Origin of the sequence: Streptomyces sp. NPDC048211 (genome assembly GCF_043202315.1) — a bacterium.
Taxonomy (GTDB): Bacteria; Actinomycetota; Actinomycetes; order Streptomycetales; family Streptomycetaceae; genus Streptomyces.
On sequence record NZ_JBIDAD010000002.1, the window covers coordinates 608,411 to 624,886 of the forward strand.

General features: G+C 67.4%; 15 protein-coding genes. 2 read left to right on the forward strand and 13 right to left on the reverse strand.

Annotation, left to right across the window (positions count from 1 at the left end):
* The 4 genes from ACGFZA_RS09475 to ACGFZA_RS09490 all read right to left on the reverse strand — a co-directional run bounded on the left by ACGFZA_RS09475 (position 1) and on the right by ACGFZA_RS09490 (position 4,657).
* Positions 1-777, reverse strand: a complete 777-nt coding sequence (locus ACGFZA_RS09475) for a hypothetical protein (protein ID WP_329539320.1) — start codon at positions 775-777, stop codon at positions 1-3.
* Entirely contained in the window at positions 777-2,399 is a 1,623-nt protein-coding gene (locus ACGFZA_RS09480) for a hypothetical protein (protein WP_330829908.1), read from the reverse strand. The genes ACGFZA_RS09475 and ACGFZA_RS09480 overlap by 1 nt, the downstream gene beginning before the upstream one ends.
* A 598-nt stretch (positions 2,400-2,997) precedes the next feature.
* Entirely contained in the window at positions 2,998-3,825 is an 828-nt protein-coding gene (locus tag ACGFZA_RS09485) for an SDR family oxidoreductase (RefSeq protein WP_393678519.1), read from the reverse strand.
* A 364-nt stretch (positions 3,826-4,189) separates the two neighbouring features.
* A complete protein-coding gene (locus tag ACGFZA_RS09490) occupies positions 4,190-4,657 on the reverse strand; it encodes an NUDIX domain-containing protein (protein WP_393678521.1) in 468 nt (155 codons plus the stop codon).
* 284 nt (positions 4,658-4,941) lie between these two features.
* On the opposite strand from ACGFZA_RS09490, the gene galE reads away from it, so the two are divergent.
* Positions 4,942-5,934: a UDP-glucose 4-epimerase GalE gene (gene galE, locus ACGFZA_RS09495; RefSeq protein ID WP_330829910.1), complete on the forward strand. Its 993-nt coding sequence runs from the start codon at positions 4,942-4,944 to the stop codon at positions 5,932-5,934.
* A gap of 15 nt (positions 5,935-5,949) precedes the next feature.
* Here galE and ACGFZA_RS09500 read toward each other — a convergent pair whose 3' ends face one another.
* The 6 genes from ACGFZA_RS09500 to ACGFZA_RS09525 are packed head-to-tail and all read right to left on the reverse strand — an operon-like array spanning position 5,950 to position 11,408.
* A complete protein-coding gene (locus ACGFZA_RS09500) occupies positions 5,950-6,717 on the reverse strand; it encodes an alpha/beta hydrolase-fold protein (RefSeq protein ID WP_329539315.1) in 768 nt (255 codons plus the stop codon).
* Positions 6,718-6,736: 19 nt separating this feature from the next.
* Positions 6,737-7,516, reverse strand: a complete 780-nt coding sequence (locus tag ACGFZA_RS09505; RefSeq protein WP_329539314.1) for a sugar phosphate nucleotidyltransferase — start codon at positions 7,514-7,516, stop codon at positions 6,737-6,739.
* Positions 7,513-8,586 carry a DUF2332 domain-containing protein gene (locus tag ACGFZA_RS09510; RefSeq protein WP_330829912.1) on the reverse strand — a complete coding sequence of 358 codons (1,074 nt, stop codon included), beginning with the start codon at positions 8,584-8,586 and terminating at the stop codon, positions 7,513-7,515. Before ACGFZA_RS09510 ends, ACGFZA_RS09505 begins: the two co-directional genes overlap by 4 nt.
* A 9-nt stretch (positions 8,587-8,595) precedes the next feature.
* On the reverse strand, positions 8,596-9,261 hold the full coding sequence (locus tag ACGFZA_RS09515; RefSeq protein WP_330829914.1) for a hypothetical protein: 666 nt from the start codon (positions 9,259-9,261) through the stop codon (positions 8,596-8,598).
* Positions 9,262-9,276: 15 nt separating this feature from the next.
* A complete protein-coding gene (locus ACGFZA_RS09520) occupies positions 9,277-10,485 on the reverse strand; it encodes an SIS domain-containing protein (RefSeq protein ID WP_393678525.1) in 1,209 nt (402 codons plus the stop codon).
* A gap of 8 nt (positions 10,486-10,493) precedes the next feature.
* Entirely contained in the window at positions 10,494-11,408 is a 915-nt protein-coding gene (locus ACGFZA_RS09525) for an SDR family oxidoreductase (RefSeq protein WP_330829917.1), read from the reverse strand.
* Positions 11,409-11,658: 250 nt separating this feature from the next.
* Here ACGFZA_RS09525 and ACGFZA_RS09530 point away from each other — a divergent pair, with 250 nt between their 5' ends.
* Complete coding sequence (locus ACGFZA_RS09530; RefSeq protein ID WP_393678527.1) at positions 11,659-12,942, forward strand: XRE family transcriptional regulator; 1,284 nt, start codon at positions 11,659-11,661, stop codon at positions 12,940-12,942.
* A gap of 324 nt (positions 12,943-13,266) precedes the next feature.
* Here ACGFZA_RS09530 and ACGFZA_RS09535 read toward each other — a convergent pair whose 3' ends face one another.
* The 3 genes from ACGFZA_RS09535 to ACGFZA_RS09545 all read right to left on the reverse strand — a co-directional run bounded on the left by ACGFZA_RS09535 (position 13,267) and on the right by ACGFZA_RS09545 (position 16,441).
* Positions 13,267-14,019 (reverse strand): HAD family hydrolase, encoded by a 753-nt coding sequence (locus tag ACGFZA_RS09535; RefSeq protein ID WP_393678529.1) that lies wholly within the window; start codon positions 14,017-14,019, stop codon positions 13,267-13,269.
* A gap of 105 nt (positions 14,020-14,124) precedes the next feature.
* The gene (locus tag ACGFZA_RS09540; protein WP_330829923.1) at positions 14,125-15,033 is read right to left on the reverse strand and encodes a UTP--glucose-1-phosphate uridylyltransferase; all 909 of its coding nucleotides are present in this window, start codon (positions 15,031-15,033) and stop codon (positions 14,125-14,127) included.
* An 841-nt stretch (positions 15,034-15,874) separates the two neighbouring features.
* On the reverse strand, positions 15,875-16,441 hold the full coding sequence (locus ACGFZA_RS09545; RefSeq protein ID WP_330829925.1) for an AAA family ATPase: 567 nt from the start codon (positions 16,439-16,441) through the stop codon (positions 15,875-15,877).
* Positions 16,442-16,476: the final 35 nt, after the last annotated feature.

Here is a 16,476-nt window from a genome sequence, read left to right on the forward strand (position 1 = left end):
TCAGTTCTCCTCGGCAGCAGCGGGGTGGGGGTCGGTGTCCGCGATCTGCTGACGGCGTACATCGGTGATCTTTTGGAAGGCGGGCAAGGCAGCGGCGCCGGCTACCTGCAGGCGGAAGCTGTTCAGCAGCCGGTACTCCAGCGGTCCTAGGGCTCTGGCCTGTTGGGCGTAGCCCTGCCCGACGAGCCAGTCCAGGACGGCCTTGATCCTGCCGAGGCTGGAGGACGCGGCCAGTTGCCCGGTCTTGGTCAGCCGGTGTGGGGACAGCGAGTCGTACGCGTTCCAGGCGGCCTGGGCGGCGGCTGCTGCGGGCAATAGCCCGGCGTCATCCTCGGCTTCCTCGCGGAGCCGGTGGATCAGGTGGCGGACGAACGCGTCGATCTCCTTGACCGAGACCCGCTTGATCGTCTCCTCTTCCAGATCGGCGGCAGTGGGGTAGGCATGCGCGGCGATCGCCACGTGGATCAGCCCGTAGACCAGCCGGTCTTTGGGGTCGCGCATCTTGGCCGGCAGGTCGGCGAGCTTGAAGGCGAACAGCCCCCCGGCGACGGCCGACACTCGTAGGCCCTCCTCGGCGTGGGCCGTGATGACGTTCAGTGACATGCCCTCGGCGATGGCGTCGACCAGTTCCCGGAAGGCGGGCGAGGACCGATAGCGCTCCACGAGATCGTGGTAGTCGGCGTCACCCAGCGGCTTGCGGCGGGGCTGGCACGCGTAGCGCACCAGCCGGGCCGCATCGGATATCTGTTGGGTACGTGGGGCGGTGGTGGTGCTCATCAAGCGGCCTCTTCTGCTGCAAGGTGGCGCACGGCGGGCGCGGGAAGGGCAAGCAGGTCGCTGCCCTGGTGGGTGGCCGAGGTAAGGGAGGTGCCGTCGTCCAGCACGATGAGCTCAGAGGCCAACAGGCTTCTCAGCCGGACGGCCGGGTCCGGGTCGGCGGTATCTTCTTCGGCGTCCTCGGGGTTGGGCGCAAAGGCCCGCAGTACGCTCAGCGCCACCAGGTCAGTGACCACGGGGCCGAAGGGCGCGGCATCGGCCAGCAACTGCGACAACCGCATCGGCCCGTCCGCGGCCCGGGTTAGGACCTGGAATGCCTGTTCCCAGATGGTGCTGTCGTAGGCCGGTGCCGTATCCAGTCCGTCGTCGATGATCTCTACGTCTTCGTCGGGGAACGCGGCCAGGTTCTCCCGCGGCGGTGTGAGCAGCATCGGATACAGGTCCGCCAGGACCGGCAGAGCACCGACGACCGGACCGCACACTGCCTCGGCGAACGCCTCCGCGACGTCTAGGGCCTCGGCCCAGTCCAGGTTCAGCAGCGGGGTGAAGACGTCTTCCTTCATCGCGACCGTGTGCAGTTGCGCAGGGGGCCGGAACCGTTGGGCCGCCTGCGCATCCAGGAAGGTCGGTTCCGCACGCATGACCTGCCCGTGAAGTTCCGAGTGGCGCGTGTAGGCGCGCTGCAGCAGGTCCAGTACCCGTCCGCAGGCTTGCCGCACTTGGTCGTCTCCGAAGCCGCTGTGGGTCTGGCGCAGCCGGTCGATGAGGTCACCTTCGGCTGCCAGGCGTTCTGTGAGGTGCTCGCGTGCCTCGTGCAGCAGTTCCGGTGCCCGCTGATTCCAGTCCACCGACGCCACATCGCGTTCCGTCGCCACCAGCACGGTGCGCACCCGCTCGGCGTAGGCGACCGACAGGCGCAGGCTCTGAGCCGCGCTCTGCTCGGCCCGGCTCCACTGGCCGCCCTCGATCTGGCGACGCAGCACCGTGTCCATCGCCGCCTGCGCATCCTCCACCGCCAGGTCCAGACCGCTGAGTAGCACATTGATTGCCTCGCTGCTGGCCCGGACCACGGGATTGCCGGAGCGGTGCGGCTCCTCGCGGACCAGATGGAACCGCACTGGCTGCATCTGGTGACCGTCACGGAAGTCACTGCAATCAACGGTGAAATCGGCCCCGCCGGCGTCGTCGTTGAGCAGGCCCCGCCACACGAACCGGGCCACAGTCACGTGCTCGTCATGGGGACGGTCCGGCGCGGACCGCTCCGCCATCCCGCTCAAGAAGCGCACGATCTCCTCGGTGGTGGCCTCATCCTCCAGCCCTTGCCGGGAGACCACAGCGTCCAGCGCCGCCAATGCCAAACTCACCAGGTCATACCGCTGCCGCGGGAACGGCTGGGGTCCCGGGCGTCGTGCCAAGTCGTGCAGCGTCCCCGAAAGAGCGAGTGACACCCGCCGCCGCATGAACCCGGGGGCTCGGACCAGTTCCTGCCACTCGGGCGAGGCCACTGCAGACTGCCCGAGCTCAGTGAACAGATCACGCTCGTCCGCCGTCAGGCCCTCTGTTTCATAGGTATCCGGATCCACGCGATATGGATCATGTTCATCTTCTTGGTCATATGCCATCGTTTCTGTATATCAGGCATAACTGACATTGCCTCTCGCGCGGGTCTGGATATGCCCTGTGACCTGGGAAGGCTCCGGAGCGCTCATGCAATATCGCGACGCCAGAGTGCGGTGGCGGAGATCTCGGTGGCGAAGTGAGTCGCATCACGAGTGCGGCCAGCCGTCCAGTGCCACCGCGGGGAGGACGGCCGCTGGCGCCGTGAGGCTCGGTTTGTCGGCGGAACCTGCATCAGGGCCGGGCACCGGGGGCATCTCCTCGGATCGCCTCGGCCTCGTCGAATCAGGGGCCGTGCTCCGTCGGTGCGTGACAGGATCGGCGACGCCAGTGCAGAAGGCGGGGTCGCCCCTATGGTCGCCGCAGCCGTTGCAGCCGGGTACGGGCCCCGTCGGCGGCTGGCGGTACCTCGGCGCCTCGGGCGGCCTCATGCTCGTGCGCTCTTCCGCCGCGCCACTCCACCCAGTGCTCGTCTCGCGCTCGTACGGCGAAGATTCCGCGCCGCGTGCGGCACGGCGCTCGATCAGGGACACGCCTGACGGGGTCGAAGCTGGGCATGGCCCGCTTCGAGGTGCGGGCCGCCGCTACGTGGAAGGCTTGTCGTCACCTCCTGTGCAGGAACTCCCGTACTCCGCGCAGCCGGGTAGCGAGCTGCTGCTGTGTTGCACGGCTGTCGAGACGTACATCGAGAGCTCCGGGCAGCGGGCTGTCCACCCGGCGGCCAGCTGGCAGAAGGGCTGGGTCGAGCCCGTCCCGTCGGGCAACGAGCACGCCGAGGGCGTAGCGGCTGACAGCGTCGGGGCCGGCCAGGTGGGCGGTGCCGACAGCCCCGGAGGCAGAGAGTTCCCACAGAGCCGCCGCTAGGTCTGTGACGTGGACGGGGCAGCGGATGCCGTCCGTGAACAGGGCGCCCTCGCGTGTTCCGGCGGGGAGTTCGTGCACGATCCGCTCGTGGTCGGATCCTCCGTCGCCGATGATCAGGGAGGTGCGCACGACGGCCGCGTCCGGGCACAGCAGTCGCACGGCCGTCTCGGCGGCGGCCTTCGCGGCCCCGTAGGGGGTGATCGGGTCCGGGGCGCAGGTCTTGTCGTAGTGAGTCTTTCCGATGCCGGAGAAGACAGCGTCGGAGGAGACGTGCATCAGGCGGATCCCGAGCTTTGCGGCGGCCATGGCGACGTGCACGGACCCGTCCGCCGTGACCGCCCAGTCCGCACCGCCACTGGTTACGTTGATCACCGCACGAGGCTCCACCGCGGCCAGAAGCTCCTCCACACGCACGGGATCACGAACATCGAGCTGGTGCCAGGCGCTGGCCTGCCGAGCCCCAGGGCGGGAGTGGAACGTCGCATCCGCCTCCCAGCCACGCCCGCGCGCCTGGCGCAGCAACTCCGTCCCTAAGAATCCACTGCCACCGATGATCAGCACCGTCATGCCGCACACGCTAAGGCACGCTGCAGCGGCCCGGGGGCGGACAAGAGCCCGGAGGCGTGAAGTCCTGCTGTCATCGCTCTACAAGGACCTGGACGGAATGCGGGGCCAGACGCCGGAGACCCCGCCCATGCGCCACGGGGTAACGCACGGGCGGGGCGTTTTTGCAGGTCAGCCTGCCGTGGGGATGGGTTGACCGAACGCGTGCGGGAGATTGGTGTCCAACCCACGGCTCGGGGTCGTGCTCGTGGACAGCGCCCAGCGGCTATAAGCCGTCCCACCGCTCGGCCAGCCGCGCGCCGTGGGTCGTCTTGGTCACGTTGTCAGGGCCATTTTGGCTGACGAAGTCTGGGGCCGACGTCATCGCTCATGACTCGCGGATGAGGGTGTTGAGGACGGAGACGATCGCGTCCGTGTTCGTGGCGATGAAGTCGGCCAGCTCCGGCGGCATCAGGTTCAGCTCACGGACGGCCTTGGCTGTGAACGGCACCCGGACCACCTCGTACCCGCCCCGCTCCGGCTTGGCGAACTCCGTGCCCGTACGGGCGGACAGGTCCATCGACTCCAGGCGGGCCGCGAAGATGTGCTGAACGCCGATGCCGCCCTCCAACTGCTCGGTGATCAGATGGACGAGCTCGGCGCGCTCCAGCTTGCCGCCGAGCTCCTCGAACACCTCACGGTGCAGGGCTGCTTCGATGGTTGGGTCGTCTTCCTCTACGCCGCCGCCGACCGTCACCCAGTACGGGTCCCTGCCCGGCTTGGTGCGCTTGATCAGGACCAGCTCGTCGCCGGCGAGGAGGATGGCGCGAGCGTTGCGCTTGACGATGTCGGTCATACCGTTGGCTCCTTCTGAACGCGGTGCAGGGGAGAACGGGCGGAGCGCCGCTTGGTGGCGGGCGGTGCTCTCCGGCTCGGTGAACTCAGCATGATCCACGTGGGTGCTCAAGGGCCGAGGCAATCCAGGATCCTGCAGGGAGAGTGCGCGCGGCCTAAAAGCAACAGGTTGTGTGGGGCTGCATTCGTACCGGGTTTCGGCGGCCGCACTTTCATACCTGGCTTCTCAGCTAGCCTTGCTCCGGTCGTCTACTGGGTCTGGTCCGAGGCCGGGAAGAGAATCGCATGTCTGTCCTCATCGCCGGGGGAGCCGGCTACATCGGAAGTACTGTCGCGTCAGCGTGTCTGGATGCGGGCATCACCCCGGTGATCCTCGACAGCCTCGTCCGGGGCCGCAAGGAATTCACCGAAGGGCGGACCTTCTATGAAGGTGACATCTCGGACGCGGCGCTGATCGACCGGATCTTCTCGGAGCACCCGGATATTTCTGCCGTGGTGCATTGCGCGGCCTTGATCGTGGTGCCGGAGTCGGTTGCGGATCCGATGGGCTACTACGAGGCCAACGTAGCCAAGAGCCTGGCGTTCGTGGGCCACCTGCACCGCAATGGCTGTGATCGTATCGTCTTCAGTTCTTCCGCCTCCATCTACCAGGCCGAGGACGGCTCGCCCGTCAACGAGGAATCGCCGCTGGCGCCTCAGAGCCCCTACGCGCGGACCAAGGCCGTGTGCGAGGAGATGTTCCGCGACATCGCCGAGGCCGGACCGCGCGTGCTATCGCTGCGATATTTCAACCCGATCGGGGCTGATCCTGAGCTGCGCACCGGCCTTCAGCTCAGGCGACCCAGCCACGCCTTGGGCGTACTTATTCAGGCCCATCAGGAAGGTCGCCCCTTCCCCGTCACAGGTACGAAGTACCCGACACGTGACGGGTCGGGTATCCGGGACTATGTGCACGTGTGGGACCTCGCTGCGGCCCACGTCGCGGCGCTCGAACGCTTCGACTCGATTCTGACGGAGTCGAAGCGCTCGAGCGCGATCAATCTGGGCACAGGCTCCGGCACCACGGTCCGGGAACTGTGCGCGGCGTTCAACAACGTCGTGTCCACGCCCCTGGCCACCGTCGACGCCGACCCTCGCCCGGGTGACGTCGCCGGCGGCTATACCCAGAGCGACCGGGCCGAAAAGCTTCTGGGGTGGACGCCGAAGTTGCCGTTGGAGGAAGGCATCCGCTCTGCCCTGAATTGGATCCCGGTGCGCGACAGGATGCTGAAGGACTGATACCTCTCGACGGCTTCAACGCGAGACGGCTTCGAGAGCCAGCACCTGCCGCATGGCGGGAGCGAGCCATGCGGTGTCCCACCGGTGTTCCGCCGGAGCATCCTGGTAGGCGTGGTGGGGGATTTGCAGCTCTTCGAGGAGTTGGCGGCCGGCGATCCAGTCGGCCGCCAGGGTGCCGATGCCCCCGAGCGCGATGCGGCAGGCTCCTCGCAGGGCCGGCGCATGTCGGCACAGGTTCTGCCGGACGTCGTACTCGTTGAGCCGGCCGGTGCTGCCGGCGACCTCCACGAGCTGCGGGTGCGGTGGCCTCCCGCTGAGCAGAGAAGGATCCCAGATGCTGGCGACGGAAAACCGGTCAGGGTAGCGGGTCAGTAGGTTGAGGGCCGCGAAGCCGCCCTTGCTGAACCCCAACAGGTGCACCGGTCTCCGGGACTGTCCGCCAAGGAGGGCGTGGACCGTCGGCACGACAACGTGCACGAGATGATCCTCCTGCCGGCAGTTGGCTCGCGTCGCATGATTGACCAGCCAGGGTGATTCGCTGAAGGTCGGTGCGACGAAGGCCGTTCCATCGCGTAGGTCTGGTGGGAGCTGGCCGATCTCGTCGAGGCTGCGGCCGTACTTGCTCCCGTCGCCCTTCTCGACTGGCAGGGCTACGACGATTCTGCGTACAGGCTGCTCGGGCAAGGCCAGGGTGACCTGGGTCCCGGGCCTCTGATAGGGACTCTCCAGGGCGATTCGGATGTTCGCGGGCAGGGGGGCGGTGCCGAGGAGGAGTCTGCGCATGTGCGGAATGGAGGGGTGTTCAGGCACGGATGGTGGCGATGGCATCTGCGTAGGTCTCCCAGTTGTCGCAGTTAAACCGGAGGTCGGACGGCAGCAGAGTCATGGCCCTGGCACTGTTGCCTTCGTCGATCCAGCGGCGCACCGCGTCGATGAGATACAGCTCGCCGTTGGAGCGGGGCGGGCATGCGCGCAGAGCCTCGAAGATGAATGGCCCCAGGACCCAGCGGGCGGCGCAGGCGTGTACCCACGGAGCACCGGTGTGGTCCAGAAGTTCTCTGCCGAAGTTCACGACATGAGGGCAGTCGGGGTCCGGGCTGGGCGGGTCGGCCGCGCCCAGCAGGGTCTCGTGCAGCGGAATCTGGTCAGCGCTGAACCGGCAGGTCAGCACAGAGCATTGCGCCGTGTTGCCATGAACGAGGCGGCGCAGCGGCGGCTCACCGTCGGCAGCTGCGCGGATCAGGTTGTCCCCAAAGGCGAAGACGTACGGCTGCTCCCGTGTCCATGTCTCGGCAGCGAGAACAGGTGCCCCAGGGCCGGCCCCATCGCGCTGGATGCGGTAGGAGAAGTCCATTCCGTACGCCTCGCCGCCGCCGAAGTAGCGGGGAATCTGCGTCTTGTGCGAGGAGATCACAAAGAGGACGTCCTGAATGCCGGCCGCGCTCAGCTCGTGGATCAGGTGCTCCAGGATCGGCTTCCGTGCGACAGGCAGCATTTCCTTGGCGATGAAGCGGGTGATCGGCGCCATCTTGGTCCCTGCCCCGCCGGCGGCCACGACTGCCCTAGTGATGGTGTGTGTCATGAGGTCTTGGCTCCCGTCGAGCGGCCAGCGGCTGTGGCCAGCCAGTTGATCCAGGTGCCGTAGACGTCGCAGTGGGCCACGATGTGGGCCGCCCCTGCTCCGTCGTTGTAGTCGGCCGTGATCATGCGAGGGGTTTCGTGGCCGAAGTGCCCGATGGAGATCTCGTGCAGAGGGCGCTGCCGGCTCAGCTCCGCGAGGGTGTCGACCAGCCGTTCCCGACCACCGGGCGAGCCGAAAATCTGGTAGATGGACCACGAGAAGACGAACACAAGGTGCTGGTCGGTCGGGGTCTCCGCGACGACGTGGGCGAGGTGGTCCTCGGCCCGGCCTGCCAGAATCGTCGGTGGTGTGCGTGCGGCCAAGGCCAGGGCGCTGTTGAGGGTGCGCATCCGCGCTGTCTGTTCCGGCCAGGTGAGGCTGACCAGCCACTCGGTGGCCTCGGTGTCGGTGATGTCCACCGGATTGAGCTCGATCCCGACCGGCCGGACGAACCGTGCGACGTCCAGGGACAGGGGCGGCATCTCACCCTTGACCTCGCAGGACAGGACCGTGTCCGGATGACTGGCGGGAAGGCGGATCCGCTGCCCGCCATAGTCGTAGGTGTAGCGGTCCCACAGTAAGTTCAGTCCGGCGCTGGCACCCACATCTACGATCCGGATGGGGCGCTCGTCGAGTCGCTGTTGGAGCGCTGCGAAGGCCGGCAGGAGCACCGCGCAGCGGCCCACCTCATTGGTCTGAACGGATCGGGTGGAAATGATCCGCGTTATGTGCTCGACGTGGCGTCGGCAGAAGTCCGTCAGCAGGTTGCCGGCGCGTTCCTCGTCGAGCGGTCCGTGACCGGTGAAGTAGGTGGCCAGGGGATGCTGGACGCCGCGGCGGAGGATGTGGTGGACAGCTCCGAGCAACATGTTGGGGGCCGGCTGCCCAGGCTGGGTGCCATCGGCGAGGTCGAGGAGTTCGGGGGTGCGCGCGACGGCGCGGGACAAGGTGGCGTACAGCGGGGACCTGCCCGCGGCTTGCTGGGCGGCGAACCGCTCAAAGGTTTCAGCGAGTTGGGTGTGGGTGGTCACAGGAACTCCTCAGATGATCTTGTAACCGGAGTCGGCGAGCTGCTGAACGGCGCCGAGGCTCTGGCCTCGGCGGCCCCACCACTTCTCGGCCTCGGCGGCCGTAGCGGCCAGGACGGTGTCGATGACGGCGTTGACCTGGGCGCGTGGAACAACCACGGCCCCGTCCTCGTCGCCGACCACGACGTCTCCGGGAGATACGCGGACGCCGTCGATGATCACGGGGACGTTGACCGCACCGTTCTGGATACCCGCGGGATAGTCGTAGTTCAGCGGGGTGATGCCGCGAGCGACGGTGGGGAAGCCGATGCGGCGCAGCTCGGTGACGTCGCGGACCATGCCGTCGACCAGGACGCCGGTGATGCCCCGGCTTTGCATGTGTTCGGCGGTCACGCTCCCGAAGCAGGCGCGCTCCTTGCTGCCGCCAGCCGCAACCACGACGATGTCGCCGGGCTGCGCGAGGTCGATGGCCGCTCGGCGCACGGTCACGTCCGGGCCCAGGACCGTGACGGCGCTGCCGCACAGGACCAGGCCCGGGGTCTGGAGCCTCAGGCAGTGCGAGAGAGCTCCGGTCTTGCCGAGGGCGTCGAGGATCGAGGCGACCGGGAGGCGTGACAGTGCGGCGATCTGGCTGCGGGCGGGGCGGACGATCTCGATGTGGATCTCGCGTTCGGACATGTTGAAGCCCTTCTTTCAGAGATGTTCTGGGGCGGAGGAAAGCTCGCGGAGCGGCGCCAGGTCCTGGTCCATGAGGCCGTCGGACGACAGCTGCGTGACTTGCCCGGCGGGGCCGGCCGTCAGTTCGGCGCGGGTGGTCCGGCAGACCAGGTGCGCGATGGACTGCAGCAGCGCTGCCTGGCCGAAATGGTTGACCTGGGGCAGTGTGAAGTGGCGCGGCTCGGCGCCGGAACCAGTCAGGCCGGCCTGATGGATGAGGAAGAGCCAGGCGCCTGCCGCTTCGGCGGCCCGGATCGCTTCCTGGACAGTCCGGCTGTCCGAGTCATAGGCCAGGAGGAAGACCACATCCCCGGGAGAGGCGCTGCTCAACTGGTAGCGGACACCGTGCGCGGCGTCGGGGTGGTCGTTGTAGACCGCGCTCATGTCGGCGAGCGATGGGTCGGAGATGACGAACGGCGGCTGCACATCTGCGACACCGAGGGGCGCGTCCCACCGGAGGTTGTGCGCGAAGTGCTCGCCGGCCAGGGCGAGGGGGCCACCGTCGGGACACAGCACGAAGATTCGGCGCCTGGTTCGGATCGCGCCGGACACGGCCGCAGTGGCCTCCGTGAGGAAGTTGCCCAGCCAGGCGGAGCCCATGGTGGCGAGGGCGTGGAGGTGGCGTTCCTGAATGGCTGGAGGTGACTGGTCGCGAGTGCCGAAGACGTCGGCGGCCAGAGTCAGCGCGGTCAGCATGGCATCCTCGCTGATCTGCTGGTCGGTGGTGCCGGTGGCCCAGACCATGCCGTCTGCCACCTCCATCTGGGTGCCGTCTCCGCCCACCAGGGCCAGAACCGGCACGCTGTTGTCTGCGCAGAGACGTACGGTCTCGAGGATGTTGGCCGACCGGCCGCTGACGCTAGCGACGACGACCAGGCCCACCTCGTTGATGTCAGGGGCGAGCGACTGGGCGAACACCGTGCGGAAGGTCTGCTGCTGCGCGCCATAGGCCATGGCCGCCGGAGTCATCATGCAGTCGTTGACCGACAGGCCGGCGTAGGTGTGGAGCTGCAGGAGTGCGGAGCGAACGATCGCCGACGAGCCTCCGTTGCCGAAGGCACGAACCTGAGCGCCGCTGTCGACGGCTTCCCTCAGCAAGGCGGCGGCCTCAGCGTTGCGGGTGAGCATGCGGCGGACTGCGGCATTCACCTCGGTCAGGTACGCGCGGGTGAAGTCCTCGTACACGGTGAGGGTCACGGAACATCCCTTCTGTGGCTCATTCGGGTGGGGAGCAGCCAGGGCGCGACCACAGCCGGGAACTCGGCGCTGAAGAGCCGTTGTCGGACGGGGCGGAGGGCCGCCGGAAGGCCCTTGCAGTCGAGTCGGCAATCGACCGGCCGGTCACCGGACACCGCATCTGATTCCCCCGCGTGGATGCGATTGGCGGCCAAGCCGAATTGCCGCGCGATCAGCAGCGCCATCCGGTACTTGGTGTAGCCCTGCTGCGCACTCCAGTGGGCAACGGATCCAAGGTGCTGGCCTTGGACGAGAGCCTCGGCGAGCCGACGGCATACCTCGGCGGCCTCGTCCGCGTGCGTTGGATAGCGCACGCACACGTCGTCCAGCACGACGCGGTCCCCGGTACTGATCTGGTGAGCGATCTCGGTCAGGTTTGTCTCGGCCGCGAACTGCGCCGGACCGTAGAGAACAGGCAGTCGTAGGATTGCCGCGTCGGGACAGGCTGCGCGTACGGCCTGCTCGGCAACGTGCTTCCAGCGGCCGTAGGCGTTCCGCGGGTTCGGGAGGCTGTTGGGTCGGTACGGCGCCGAAGTCCCGTCGAAGACGTAGTCGCTGCTGATGTGGACCAGGCGGGCGCCCCACCGGCTGGAGCCCTCCGCGATGAGTTGGGCCGCGAGCACATTCCGGTCCTGAGCACGGTCGGGTGTCCTGGCCCATACGGCGGGTCTGCGCTCACCCACGCAATTGAGGATGACGTCCGGCTGGCCTTGGCTGAACAGGTGCTCGATGTCGCCGGCCGACGTCGCGTCGATCCGGACCAGCCCTGGTTCGGTCCTGCTGAAGCTGGTGCCCGTCACGGCCACACCATTGAAAGCGCGCATCGCGCTGCGTCCGAGGAGCCCTGACGCGCCGATAACCACTGCTCGCATTGCTCACCTCCATGAATTTCTGCGAGGTGAGACAGCCAAGCGGAGGTCGGCCCGTGATCGCGAGGGGCTGCGGTGGTGTACACGGTGTGCGCACCAACTCGGTTTACGCACACCGAATTCAACGCCTGGTGTACGTACACCAGGCCCGTTTCGTCCCGTCTTCTGTCGGTCCCCTTCGCGGTGGTACCTTCCGCCCAGGACCGCCGGACTGGGAGTGCCCATGGAGCCTGCAGCGTTAGATGTACCGCCGGTGACGGTGCTCGCCGCCCTTCTGCAACAGCTAGGGATGCGGCCGGAGCAGCTGATCGCTCGCATGAACGAACGGCGCGCCCGCCGAGGCTGCTCTCCACTCAGCCTGAAGGCGGCCTACCCGTGGCTGCGTGATGTGCCCTCTCGCCCGCAGCCCGACAACCAGGCAGATGCCTTGGCCGTTCTCACCGCCAGAGCCGGACGATGTATCACCGCGGCCGACATCGGATGGGATCTGCCGCGACCACGGGCGCGGCGTCGCCACCTTGACGCGCCCGGAGACGCGCCCTTGGAGGCTCTGCTCGACGAAATCAGCCAAGGAGACACCATGGACCGCCGCAACCTGCTCTTGCTCACCGGTGCAGCGGCTACCGCCCCCGCTCTGGCGCTGCTGCTCGGCCCAACAGCGGACGCCGCACTTGCGCCTACGGGCACGCGACTCAGCGAGAACCTCGTTCTGTCGATCGAGACGACTGCTCGAAGCCTCCGGGAGATGGACGACTCCACCGGGAGCGCCAAGGTCGATCTCACCTGGGGTATGGGAATCTGGCAGAGCACCACTCGAGTTGTAGCGCAGGCACGCGGGCACAGCCCCCTTGTCGACCGACTCCAGACCGCCTATCTCGAATTGAGCGAGCAAGTCGGCTGGATGCTCTTTGACGCACGCAAGCACCCCCAGGCCCAGCGGGTCTACCACACGGGCATGCGGCTGGCCCGTGAGGCAGGAGATTCCCTGAGTACCCGGCATTCAACGGCAAACCTTGTGGCTTCCGCTGCGTACCAGGCCGCATGGCTGGGCTACCACAACGATGCCGCTGCACTTCTCGACATAGCCGCGCGAACCCCGGCGCTCCCTTCCGCCCTGGCCGCAGTGATCAGCGAGCGGCGCGTCTACGCCGCGGGGCAGCGCCACGATACTGACGGGGTACTTCGCTTCCGCGATGAAGCACTGCTGCACCTCGACACACCAGACCAGCTCGCGCCTTGGTGGGCGACATGGCTGACGAGGGATTCCATGGACGCCGCCACCGGTCGGGCCTGGCTCGCCTGCGGCCACCCGGCCCGGGCCGTGCCCTACCTGAGCCGACGTATCGGGGCGTCCTCGCCCGACTACCCGCGCGACCACCTCTACGCCGTTCTTGACCTGGCCGACACGGTGTACCAGTGCGGTGAGAACGACAGGGCGCGGGAACTTCTCGCCCAAGCCGAAGGGCTCATCGGGTCCGTCAGTTCCCAGCGCCTGGCTCACCGGCACAAGTCCCTCGTATCGGCCGTCACCGCGTGACCTACGGGCGCCGACCGACGACACGGTCGGCCAGCATCTGAACTGCGATCGGCAAACCTCGCTCAGAATACGTATGCCAATCCGCCCCTCCAATGAGAGGCCAAATACACTCCAAGCCTCCGCCTCAGATCGAGGGACCTCCGGCGAATAGCAGGCCGATCCCGAACCCCGGTGGCGAATGCGTACATCGCCCCCGGGAGCACCGCCTGGTGCACACATACGCCTGGAGTCTCAGCGTCAGCGGCACGAGACGAAGTCACCTTCGACCGCAGCATCCCGAAACTGGCTGTGGAACCCGACCGGTTCGCCTGGCGCACATCCGGCTTACGCCCCTCGGCCTGACACACCACTTCCGCCACCCGGTCGCGAGTCACGCCGGGCCCCTCCCTCCAGCACATGGGCGATGGCCTCTACCACGTCGACCGCGATATGGGTCGGCCGGAACGAGGTCTCGACCCACGGGCGGCCCCCGGACACCCAGACGCTGCGTAAACCCAGGTTGACCGCTCCCAGCACATCAGTGTGCCCGGCATCGCCGATCATCCAGGTGGCGGCCCGGTCCAACGCCGGCAATGCGACGGCAGCAGCGGCTGCGTGAAAGATTTCAGGGCCAGGCTTCCGGGAGCCAACCGACTCAGAGATCACCCAGCCGTCGACGAGGCTGTCGAGTCCAGCGGTCCGGATCTTTTCCTCCTGCTGGTCGGTCCACCCATTGGTGACGATCACACAGGGCACCCCCGCGGCCCTAACGGCGAGCAGCGCACGGCGAACCGTCTCGTCGAGGGCAACGTAGGCCGCTGGACCGCGGTGCAGGAACTCGGCGATCGTGTCGGACGAAACCGCTCCTTCCCACCGGTCAGCCAGCGCTGCGGCAACGACGGGCCGAGGGGCGTGCCCGCTCCGGTCGAGCTCCATGATCATCTCGACGTCCACGGGCGACCTCCTTTGTTCAGCCAGAAATACTGTGGCGGCTGACCGAAAGGCGGCGTTCCTGTTGATCAGGGTGTTGTCGAGATCCAGCGCAAGCAGGGAGACCTCGGGGATGGGCGGAGGGACTGGGCTGTGCGATATCGGCATGACAGGAAGTATGGCGATTGCGGCCAAGTGGCATCCATCAAGCGAGCCGCCGGACGTCACGCGCTGTGTCAAGACCTCGCGCCGCCGGCGCGGAAGGAATGCGGATCAGGTGTCGGGTGTGTCCAGGCTCCGTGCGAGTTCGCGCAGGCGCGGGCCGTATTCGGGGTGCTGTAGGGCGGTCGCGAACTGGGCTTCGAGGTAGGCGGCTGGATTTCCTGTGTCGAACCAGCGGCCCTGGATGACCTGCCCGTAGGCGGCGCGGGTTGCTGCGTAGGCGTTGATGGCATCGGTGAGGTACACCTCCGCGGTCGGGTCCCCGGCGGCGTGCCAGCGACGGGTCTGTTCGCGCAGCTCGTCGATGATGCCGGGGGTGACGACGTATCCGCCGATGGCGGCGTAGTCGGACGGTGCGTCTGCCGGCTTCGGCTTCTCCACCAGACCGGTGATCCGCAGCGTCCCTCCTCCCATGTCTTCCTTGACGACGGGGACGCCGTATCGGTAGGAGTGGGCCCGGTCCATGGGCATGAGGGCCAGCACGGGGCAGCTCATCGCCTCGTATGCCCGGATCAGCTGCTGCGCGCGGGGGACCTCGGAGACGAAGACGTCGTCGGGCCACAACACGAGCATGGGCTCGTCGCGGAAGTTGTGGGATGCGTTGAGGACGGGTGTTCCGTTGCCGTACGGGCCGTGCTGGTCGAGGTAGGTGATGTGGCCGCGGCGGGACAGGTCCGCGACCTCGTCCACCGCGTCGGCGAGGTGGGCCTTTCCGTCGGCCCTGAGCTGTTCGGCCAGTGCAGGGGAGGGGCGGAAATGCTCCTGGATAAGGTTCTTCCCCTGGGATACGACGATGGTGATGTCGGTGATCCCGGAGGCGACGAGTTCACAGACGGTGTGCTCGATGACGGGTTTTTCCCCGATTGGCAGCATCTCTTTGGGGATGGCCTTGGTCAGGGGCAGCAGCCGGGAGCCGATACCTGCGGCGGGGATGACGGCTCGGCGGATGTTCGTGGGCATGGTTGCCTTCTCTGCGGGGCGAGTGCCGTGCCGGCCGACACGGCACGGGGACGCTACCAACCTGTGGGCAGTGCGGGTGCCTGATTCGGCCTGGCGATCGCCCCCTGAACCGCCGGTCGCCGAGCAGGGTCAACCTCGCGCTTTCATGAGGTGGCCTGTCGGCCCCTTCAGCTCAATACATCGCGCCCGTCCTCGTCCGGGCCCGGGAAGGTCGCGTGTATCGAGCCGGTCTGGAGATCGCTTTCGGCCGCAGGCGCGCGCCACCTGGCACCGGGCAATCGACCGTACGGACGGTGTCGGCTCTGTCCGTACCCGGAAGGCGGTCTCCCGTATGTGCGGTGACTTCGCACGCTTTCGGGCCTGTGGCCGATCTTGAGGGGCGGGGACGCGACTTACTCGCCGGTGTCTGACCTCAGCGGCACCCGGCGAAGCGGCGAACGATTGGTTTCAGGTAGTCCGCGTGCTGCCCCGTCAGCGGCCAGTTCGTTTGGTGAACGCACCAGGGCGATGTCGTCGAGCGCGGGTTCACGGCCCTGAACACGCTCAGTTGCTGCGGCAGCGGTGAAGTCCGCGCGCAATGTTGCCTCGGGAAGGGCAGGGGCGAGGTAGGTCAGGCCGACAATGCCGTTCTCGCCGCGGTTGAAACGACCACAGCCTCAGGTCCTCGGCGACCGCGCTGATCCCCAATTCCTCGGCAAGTCTTCGCGCGGATTGGCCAGCCAGTGCCGACTTGCCCAGCACCACCCCGTCCTGGGGAGTCACCACGGACTTCCGGGAGCTGCTGAGCGGGGTGGGAATCCAATTGGTAGCCGGGGGACGAGTCAGGCCGCCCCGGGGCGGGTTACAGCGCGTCGGGGTGGAGCAGGGCGGACACCTGGGCGGCCAGTGCGTCGATGTTGACGTGGTCGAAGCGGGTGGTGTTCACAGTCAGGAGGGGCCCTGGCAGGTCCAGGGGCTCGTAGTGGCCGGCGAGGAGTTCTCCGCGGAATTCGTCAATGTTCTGGTCGTCGCAGTGGCCGGGGTGCCGCTCGGTGGAGGAAGAGCGGGCGGTAAAGCGGTTGAGGAGGATGACGCCGTCCGTGCTGCACTGAATCTGTACCGCCTCGGCGCCGGTGGTACTGAGAAGTTGCTGGAAGTCCGGGCTGGAGTGCGGCCGGCGGAAATTGGATTCCGTCAGGCAGCTCGTTCCGGCTCCCAGGGTGTCGGAGAGCAGGGAGAACAGCACAGCCACGGACGCTGCGCCAAGCTCCTTGGACCGCTGGCGGTCCGACCATCCGAGGGTGTCGAACAGGGCCTCCTTGATGGTGTCGCGGCTGAACCAGGGCAGGGCCAGACGGGTAGCGAGCTGGCGGGACAGGCAGGTCTTGCCTGTCCCGGGAGGGCCGGACACGATCACCACAGTCGGCACAGGATTTCCTTCCGGGAGGGTGTGACAACGAGACC

Coding starts and splice junctions, on each gene's coding strand:
- galE (WP_330829910.1), top strand. CDS start 4,942: ATGTCTGTCCTCATCGCCGGGGGAGCCGGCTACATCGGAAGTACTGTC.
- ACGFZA_RS09535 (WP_393678529.1), bottom strand. CDS start 14,019: ATGCCGATATCGCACAGCCCAGTCCCTCCGCCCATCCCCGAGGTCTCC.
- ACGFZA_RS09500 (WP_329539315.1), bottom strand. CDS start 6,717: ATGCGCAGACTCCTCCTCGGCACCGCCCCCCTGCCCGCGAACATCCGA.
- ACGFZA_RS09540 (WP_330829923.1), bottom strand. CDS start 15,033: ATGCCCACGAACATCCGCCGAGCCGTCATCCCCGCCGCAGGTATCGGC.
- ACGFZA_RS09490 (WP_393678521.1), bottom strand. CDS start 4,657: ATGACCGACATCGTCAAGCGCAACGCTCGCGCCATCCTCCTCGCCGGC.
- ACGFZA_RS09475 (WP_329539320.1), bottom strand. CDS start 777: ATGAGCACCACCACCGCCCCACGTACCCAACAGATATCCGATGCGGCC.
- ACGFZA_RS09515 (WP_330829914.1), bottom strand. CDS start 9,261: ATGTCCGAACGCGAGATCCACATCGAGATCGTCCGCCCCGCCCGCAGC.
- ACGFZA_RS09480 (WP_330829908.1), bottom strand. CDS start 2,399: ATGGCATATGACCAAGAAGATGAACATGATCCATATCGCGTGGATCCG.
- ACGFZA_RS09505 (WP_329539314.1), bottom strand. CDS start 7,516: ATGACACACACCATCACTAGGGCAGTCGTGGCCGCCGGCGGGGCAGGG.
- ACGFZA_RS09525 (WP_330829917.1), bottom strand. CDS start 11,408: ATGCGAGCAGTGGTTATCGGCGCGTCAGGGCTCCTCGGACGCAGCGCG.
- ACGFZA_RS09485 (WP_393678519.1), bottom strand. CDS start 3,825: ATGACGGTGCTGATCATCGGTGGCAGTGGATTCTTAGGGACGGAGTTG.